The organism is Saccharopolyspora sp. NPDC002686 (assembly GCF_040295745.1).
GTDB classification, from domain to species: domain Bacteria; phylum Actinomycetota; class Actinomycetes; order Mycobacteriales; family Pseudonocardiaceae; genus Saccharopolyspora; species Saccharopolyspora oryzae.
The window spans coordinates 1-7,179 of record NZ_JBEOVY010000374.1; the positions used below are offsets into that span (position 1 = coordinate 1).

The window sequence follows — 7,179 nt, forward strand, 5'->3', positions numbered from 1 at the left end:
GATCAGCCGAGGCGGCGACGTCGAGGCCGCGCGGGTGCCCGGAGTGGCTGGGCCGCGAGTGCTGCCGCTGCCGCGAGGTCACCGCGTGCGGTGAACAGCGTCGACGGGTCCAGCTCCGGCGTGGAGCGGGCCGCGCGGAGGTCCGCGAGGAGCGGGTCGCGATCCCGGCCGCGCAGGCGGGTCAGCAGGAACGGGTCGTCGTCGAGCCGGGGTGCCAGCACGTAGTGCACGGCTGTCGCGTGCGCGCAGGGTTCGGTGCGGCTGCGGCACGTGCAGGTCGACCCGAGTTCGCCGGTCCGCGGGAACAGCGAGAGGTCCACTTCGCGCAGCGTGTCGTCCACGTCTTCCGGCAGCTCGCCCCGCAGGAGCGCGGCTGCGTGCCTGAGCTGCCCGGCCAGCGCTGTGACCGCCGTTCGCCATTCCGCGTCGGTGAAAGCGGGCAGCGTCAGCACCACGTCGAGGACCTTGCCGCGCGCGTGCACCTGGGCGGTGACGGATCCGGGGGCGACGACGAGGTCCTGCACGGCTCCGTGGCGGGCCAGCGAACGTCCGTGCGGCAGGCGGGGATTCGGGTAGGTGGCGCCCAGCGATTCCAGCGCGCGCCGCCAGCGCCGACCCCACCAGGTGGAGCCGAAAGCCGTTGCTTCCGAGGGGCGTTTGTTCGACATCAGTCCTCCGTGGACAGTTCGACGAGCTCGCGCAGCGCCTCGTCGGTCAGCTCGGTCAGCCAGGACTCGCCGCTGCCGATCACCGAATCGGCCAGCGCGCGCTTCTGCTCCAGCAGTTCGGTGATGCGCTCCTCGAGGGTTCCGTGCGCGACCAGCTTGTGGACGTGCACGCTGCGGGACTGGCCGATCCGGTGCGCGCGGTCGGTCGCCTGGTCCTCCACCGCCGGGTTCCACCAGCGGTCGTAGTGCAGGACGTGCGTGGCACGGGTCAGGTTCAGGCCGGTGCCACCGGCTTTGAGGCTGATGATGAGCACCGGGGGAGCGGTGTCGTCGTCCTGGAACGCGTCCACCATCGCCTGCCGGCGCGCGGTGCTCAGCCCGCCGTGCAGGAACGGCACCTCGGGCAGGCCCAGCTCGTCGGCCAGGTGACCGGCCAGCAGCTCGCCCATCACCCGGTACTGGGTGAACACCAGCGCCCGATCGCCGGCGGCGACCACCTCGCCCAGCATCTCGGCGGCGCGGGTGAGCTTGCCGGAGCGCCCGGGCAGCGGGCCGGATTCGCCGAGGTAGTGGGCCGGGTGGTTGCAGATCTGCTTGAGCGCGGTCAGCAGCTTCAGGATGCGGCCGCGCCGACCGATCCCGGTGCCCAAGCCCGCGTCCAGCGAGTCGCGCACCGCCTTCCGGTACAGCGCGGCCTGCTCGTCGGTCAGCGCGCAGGTGACCACCGATTCGACCTTGGGCGGCAGATCGGTGGCGACCTCGTCCTTGCGGCGGCGCAGCAGGAACGGCGCGACGATCGAGCGCAGCCGCCGGGTGGCCTCGGCGTCGTGCCACCGCTCGATCGGGACCGCGAACCGCTCCTTGAAGCGGCCGGGTCCGCCCAGCAGACCGGGGTTGGCGAAGTGCATGATCGACCACAGCTCGGCGAGCCGGTTCTCCACCGGCGTACCGGTCAGCGCCACCCGGGTGCGGGCGCGCAGCCGGCCGGCGGCCTGCGCGGTCTGCCCGGAGTGGTTCTTGATCTGCTGCGCCTCGTCGAGCACCACGACATCCCAGTCCACATCGGACAGGAGCTGGAAGTCGGTGCGCAGCAGGGGATAGGTGGTGATGACCACGGATCCGGGCGTGAACGCGGCCGGGTCGAGCGGGCGCCGCGGGCCGTGGTGGCGCACCACCGGGAGCTTCGGCGCGAACCGGTGGAGCTCGCGCTGCCAGTTGTCCAGCACCGACGTCGGGCACACCACCAGCTGCGGCCGGTCCCCGGCGCGGGCGGCCAGCAGCGCGATGGTCTGCAGCGTCTTGCCCAGCCCCATGTCGTCGGCGAGGACCGCGCCGAAGCCCAGCTCGGCCATGTTCTGCAACCACGCGGCACCGCGCTGCTGGTAGCTGCGCAGCGTCGCATCGACACCGGTCAGCACGGGTTCGGACGTCGGTTCGCCCAGGCGTTCCACCAGCGCTCGCAGGCGGCCACCGGCGGAGACGTCGACCTCGCCGAACTCGGTGGACCGCCGCCCTTCCAGCACTGCGGCCAGGGCTTCGGACTCCGAGAACGCCTGGGCCTTCCCAAGTCTGGCGCGGACTTCCTCGGCTTCCCGCACGTCGACGCTCACCCAGCGGCCGTGCCGGCGCACCAGCGGACGGCCCAGTGCGATCAGCTCGTCGAGCTCCTCCGCGCGCAGCACTTCGTCGCCGATCACGGCTTGCCAGCGGAACTCCGCGCCGTCCTCGGCGTGCAGGCGCCCGCGCAGCCGACGCACTCCGGCGAGGTCGCTCGGCACGTCGACGGCGATGCCCGCCGCGGTCAGCTCCGGGCTGGTCGCCAGGAACTCGGCGGCCTGGTTGGCGTCCAGGCGCGCTCGGGTGGGGCGTTGCTCGGACAGCGCCGCATCCAGCGGGCGGAAGATTCGCGCGGCCTCGGCCAGGCCTTGCACCAGTGCGTCTTGCGGTGAACCGATGGTGGTGCCGGGCAGCTCCAAAGTGGCGTTGCCCGCCGACCAGACGCGTTCGGCGGACACCGAAACCCGCGGGTCGGCGGCGGATTGCAGGTGGAAGCCCACCAACCAGGGTTCGTCGTCATCAGCGGGGACCTCCAGGCGGAGCTCGAGGTTCCCGCCGAGCGGCTCGACCGGGTCCGACGGCAGCTCCCGGGCCCATCCCTGCAGCGCGGACCGCGTCGTCCCGTCCAGCTGCACGGTCGGATCGTGGCTGGTCAGCGCTGTGATCCACGCTCCGGCGTCGGTGATCGCTTCGCCGCGCGCGCAGGTGTCGGCGACGGCGTCACCGAAGGCGGCCAGCATCTCCGGTGCGGTCCACATCCCGCCGTCGCGGCGCAGCGCGTGCGCGGCCGGGGGCATCGCGCCGGCCAGCGCGGCGAACCGGGTGTCGTGCAGGTTCGCCAGCCGCCAGCACGCTGTCTCGCCGCGCACGTCGGGGACCAGGTGCCCGGCGGTGACGTGCTCCAACGCCAGTTTCGCTGCCACACCCCAGGCGATCAGCGAATCCCCGGGCCGCTGCCACGCGGGCCAGCGGTCCGGGGACGGCAGCGCGGCCAGCGGCGCGAGCGCGTCGGCGATCGGCACCACGACCGAGGGCAGATCAGCCGCCGCGACCTCGCCGTCGTCGGGCAGCACGGTGGCCAGCTCGTCCTCACCGCCGTTCGGGAAGCCGAGTTCGCGCGCCGCTTTCGCGGGATCCGCCGTGCCCCAGAGGGCGAGTTCGGCTCGGTCCGGGCGGAACGTCGCCTGCAACCGGTCTGGAATGCCGGATCGTCGAGCGGAAATTGTCGGTCCTCCGTCCAGCAGTCGTCGAAGGGCACAAGACACCCCCGACTGCGATTTCCCGTGCGCCGAACAGTACCGGAAACAATCCGGCATTTCCAAAAACGCAGTTCACCGAAGCAATTTGACAAATTGCTGGTACCAGTGTCAGTCGCGACTTGACTTTCTCGCTATCAGGTGGCCTGACCTGGTGTTTCGTGGAGTCGTGAGTGGCGGTGGCGGTTCTTGCGACCATCGCCGTTCACGAGTTGGGAACGGCTCTCGAAGAACCGGATCAGCTCGGCGGCGGTATCCCGCGGGTTGTCTTCGGCAACGAAGTGCCCGGCCCCGGGAACGGTTGCTCGACGGGCCCCGGGAATGGCCGCGGCGAGCCGATCTCCGACCGATGGAGCGAGCCATTCGTCGTGTTCACCCCACAGCACCAGCGTCGGCGCGGTGACCTCGTCGAGGCGGGCGACGGCTTCGCGGGTGTCCTCGAAGCTGATCGCCGCCACCTGGTCGACCCACCGCTGCTGCCCGTCGCTGCCCGTCCACGGCTCGAGGTAGGCCGCCGCGGAGGCGTCGGACATGCGGTGCGCGGCGGTGCGCATGCGCGGGGCGATGATGTCGGCGAACACGTGCGGCGGCATCGTCCGGTAGGCCTCCGCGTAGCGCTGCATGTGCTCGGTGAACGGCGTGTTCCACGGCCCGATCACCGCCGCGTCGAGCAGCGCGAGGTGGCTGGCCGGGACCTGTTCGACCAGGTGGGCCCGCATCACGGTGCCGCCGCCGATGTCGTGGCCGACGAGGCCGGGCGACTCCAGGCGCCAGTGCTCGACGAGCTCGGCCAGCGTCCGGGCCTGCCGCGCGATGGACGGCGCGATGCCCGGATCCGGGCGCGAGTCGCCGAACCCGAGCAGGTCCCACACGTGCACGGTGAACCGCTCGGCCAGCACCGGGACGACGTCGCGCCACAGGTACGACCACGCGGGCGTGCCGTGCACGAGGACCACGGGCGGCCCATCGCCGAACACGCCGGTGGCGACCTCGCCGCCGGACACCCGGACCCGCCCGTCGAGCCGCCAGGTCGTGGATCCCATCGAACCTCCCAGCTAAGGTGTGAAACTGAGTTTCACCGGTTACCGTAGCGGGCGAGGTAAGGTTTGAAAATAGATTTCAACGATTACGCAAGGGGTGCTGGTCTCGCGACCGACCTGGTCAACACCGCACCGGAGGTCCGCCGCATCGCGGGCGAAGCCCTGGCGGCGCTTCCTGACCTGCGAAGATTCCTGGACGAGCGCGGAGTCGATGCGGAGCTGACGGCGGACGACCTCGCCGAGGTGCACGAACTCCGCCGGGAACTGCGCGTCCTCCTCGACGCGGAGGACGAAGACCAGGTCGCCGAAGGCGCAGCGGACCTGGTGCGGCGAGCGGGAATCGGCCCGCTCCTCGGCCGGGACGCCGACGGCCGGTGGAAGTGGCAGGTGGAAACAGCCCCGGATTCACCCCTGGTCGACGAACTCGCGGCACTCACCGGCCTCGGCCTGCTCGGAGCGCTGCGCGCGTTGGGGCACAACCGCTTCCGCCACTGCGCCTCGCCGGACTGCGAAGGTGCGTTCGTCGACACCAGCAAGGCGGGCCGCCGCCGCTACTGCACCCCGGACCTCTGCGGGAACAGGATCAACGTCGCCAACCACCGAGCCCGGCACCGCACCACCTGAAGGGGCTTCCGGAAGCCCCTGCGGCGGCGGAGTTACTGGCTCAGGGATCGGACGGTGAGCATCTGCTCGGCGCGGCCGACCGGGCCCCGGGTGTCGTGCAGGACCGTGCTGGTGATGCCGCGACCGTCGGCGCCGAAGATGACCGCGGTGTCCAGGCCGGTCCAGTCGCCCTCCGGCTGGCGGTGGAAGTGGATCGTCAGGTCGACGTTGGGGAACATCCACTCCGTCGGGTGCTGGCGGACGGCGATGCCGTTGGCGGTGTCGACGAGCGCGACGTACGACGCCACCGGGCCGGCCTGCTCACCGGCGACCAGGTCGTAGGAGGTCGACACCCACGCCGTGGTGCGCCCGGGCTGCGGTTCCCCGACCGTGCGGGCCTCCAGCGACGCGATGAACCCGCCGTCCCACACCGAGCTCATCGGCCAGGGCTCCAGCGCGTCCGGGTGCGGCAGCGGTTCGGGCTGGCCACCGGAGACGGAGCTGGTGTCCTGCGCGGAGAGATACCAGGCGCGGGCGCGGACCACGGGGCGCCCGCCGATGATCGCGGTGGCCTCCACCAGCTCGATGGTGCGGCCCGGGCGCAGCGTCTCCACCTGCACCTCGAACTCGTCGAGGTCGATCTTGCCCAGGATGTCGAAGCTGATCCGGCTGATCAGCAGGCCCGGACGCGGTCCGACCGAGCGCTCGATGGCGTGGACCAGCAGTCCGCCCAGCGGGCTGAAGTGCTGCTCGTCGCTGCGCCACGCGCCGCTGGCGTGGGCGGTCGGCTTAAACCGGTTCGCGTCGAGCCGTTCGAAGTAGCTGGGCTTCAACGAAATCCCTCTTCCCGCTCGTGGTCGTGCCGTTCCAGGGTATTTGCGGGGAAGGCCCGGCCGAACGGGAAGTGTCGATCCCCACGTGAACAGGCCCGGCCCGGAAGGGGGATCGGGCCGGGCCTGCTCGTCGGGGGTGCGTCAGCTCTGGGTGATCAGGGAGCGCAGGAAGAACGCCAGGTTCGCCGGGCGCTCGGCGAGGCGGCGCATGAAGTAGCCGTACCACTCGTCGCCGTAGGCCACGTAGACCCGCAGCTTGCCGCCCTCGGCCGCGATCCGCCGCTGCTCCTCGGTGCGGATGCCGTACAGCATCTGGTACTCGAAGCTGTCCGCGTCGCGCCCGGCCCGGGCCGCCAGGTCGGTGGCGATCGAGACCATCCGCGGGTCGTGGCTGGCCACCATCGGGTAGCCCTCGCCGTTCATCAGGATCTTCAGGCAGCGCACGTAGGAGCGGTCGACCTCGCCCTTGTCCTGGTAGGCCACCGACGCCGGCTCGGAGTAGGCGCCCTTGCACAGGCGCACCCGCGAACCCTCGGTCGCCAGGTCGCGGCAGTCCTGCTCGGTGCGGTGCAGGTAGGCCTGCAGCACCGCGCCGACCCACGGGAAGTCCACCCGCAGGTCGCGGAGGATGCCCAGGGTGGAGTCGGTGGTGGTGTGGTCCTCCATGTCCAGGGTGACCGTGGTGCCCGCGTCGGCCGCTGCCTCGCAGATCAGCCGCGCGTTGTCCAGCGCGATCTTCTCGCCGTCGCTGGGCAGGAACTGGCCCACGGCGGAGAGCTTCACCGACACCTCGGCCCGGTCGGCCAGGCCCTCGGCCTTGAGCACCGAGAGCATCCGCTCGTAGGCCCGGACGGTGTCGTTGGCCTGCTGCGCGTCGAGGGTGTCCTCACCGAGGTGGTCGAGGGTGACGTGCATGCCCTGGTCGCGGAGCGCGCGGGTGGCGGTGACCGCGTCCTCGGGGGTGGTCCCGGCGACGAACCGCTTGACGACCGGCTTGGTCAGCGGGTTGGCCTCGACGAGGTGGCGCACGCCCTGGGAACGGGCGGCGGCCAGCAAGGTGCTGCGCAGCATTGCGGCTCTCCTTCTGGTGAAAGGAAGTTCGGGGTTGGATCTCCTGCCTTCCGCGTTGCCTGCTTGATGCGTGCCGCGGTCCGCCGAGGCCTCGGAGCGGCACCGGCGTTTCGGTTCGGAGTGAGAGGTGTCGGGGGTCGTGAGCGGCGAT

Annotated in this window: 6 protein-coding genes; 1 reads left to right on the forward strand and 5 read right to left on the reverse strand. The window is 71.4% G+C overall.

Features of this window, described 5'->3' with window-relative positions:
• Nucleotides 1-2: 2 nt before the first annotated feature.
• The 3 genes from ABTZ89_RS32890 to ABTZ89_RS32900 form a co-directional block, all read right to left on the reverse strand.
• Nucleotides 3-668, reverse strand: coding sequence for an SWIM zinc finger family protein (locus ABTZ89_RS32890; RefSeq protein ID WP_351052118.1), 666 nt, complete (start codon nt 666-668; stop codon nt 3-5).
• Complete coding sequence (locus ABTZ89_RS32895) at nt 668-3,415, reverse strand: DEAD/DEAH box helicase (RefSeq protein WP_351052120.1); 2,748 nt, start codon at nt 3,413-3,415, stop codon at nt 668-670. The genes ABTZ89_RS32890 and ABTZ89_RS32895 overlap by 1 nt, the downstream gene beginning before the upstream one ends.
• A gap of 203 nt (nt 3,416-3,618) precedes the next feature.
• The gene (locus tag ABTZ89_RS32900; RefSeq protein ID WP_351052123.1) at nt 3,619-4,524 is read right to left on the reverse strand and encodes an alpha/beta fold hydrolase; all 906 of its coding nucleotides are present in this window, start codon (nt 4,522-4,524) and stop codon (nt 3,619-3,621) included.
• A gap of 63 nt (nt 4,525-4,587) precedes the next feature.
• On the opposite strand from ABTZ89_RS32900, the gene ABTZ89_RS32905 reads away from it, so the two are divergent.
• Nucleotides 4,588-5,145 (forward strand): CGNR zinc finger domain-containing protein, encoded by a 558-nt coding sequence (locus tag ABTZ89_RS32905; RefSeq protein WP_351052126.1) that lies wholly within the window; start codon nt 4,588-4,590, stop codon nt 5,143-5,145.
• A gap of 32 nt (nt 5,146-5,177) precedes the next feature.
• On the opposite strand, the gene ABTZ89_RS32910 is transcribed toward ABTZ89_RS32905, so the two are convergent.
• The gene (locus tag ABTZ89_RS32910) at nt 5,178-5,957 is read right to left on the reverse strand and encodes a thioesterase family protein (protein ID WP_270948920.1); all 780 of its coding nucleotides are present in this window, start codon (nt 5,955-5,957) and stop codon (nt 5,178-5,180) included.
• Nucleotides 5,958-6,098: 141 nt separating this feature from the next.
• On the reverse strand, nt 6,099-7,028 hold the full coding sequence (locus ABTZ89_RS32915) for a proline dehydrogenase family protein (RefSeq protein ID WP_270948919.1): 930 nt from the start codon (nt 7,026-7,028) through the stop codon (nt 6,099-6,101).
• Nucleotides 7,029-7,179: the final 151 nt, after the last annotated feature.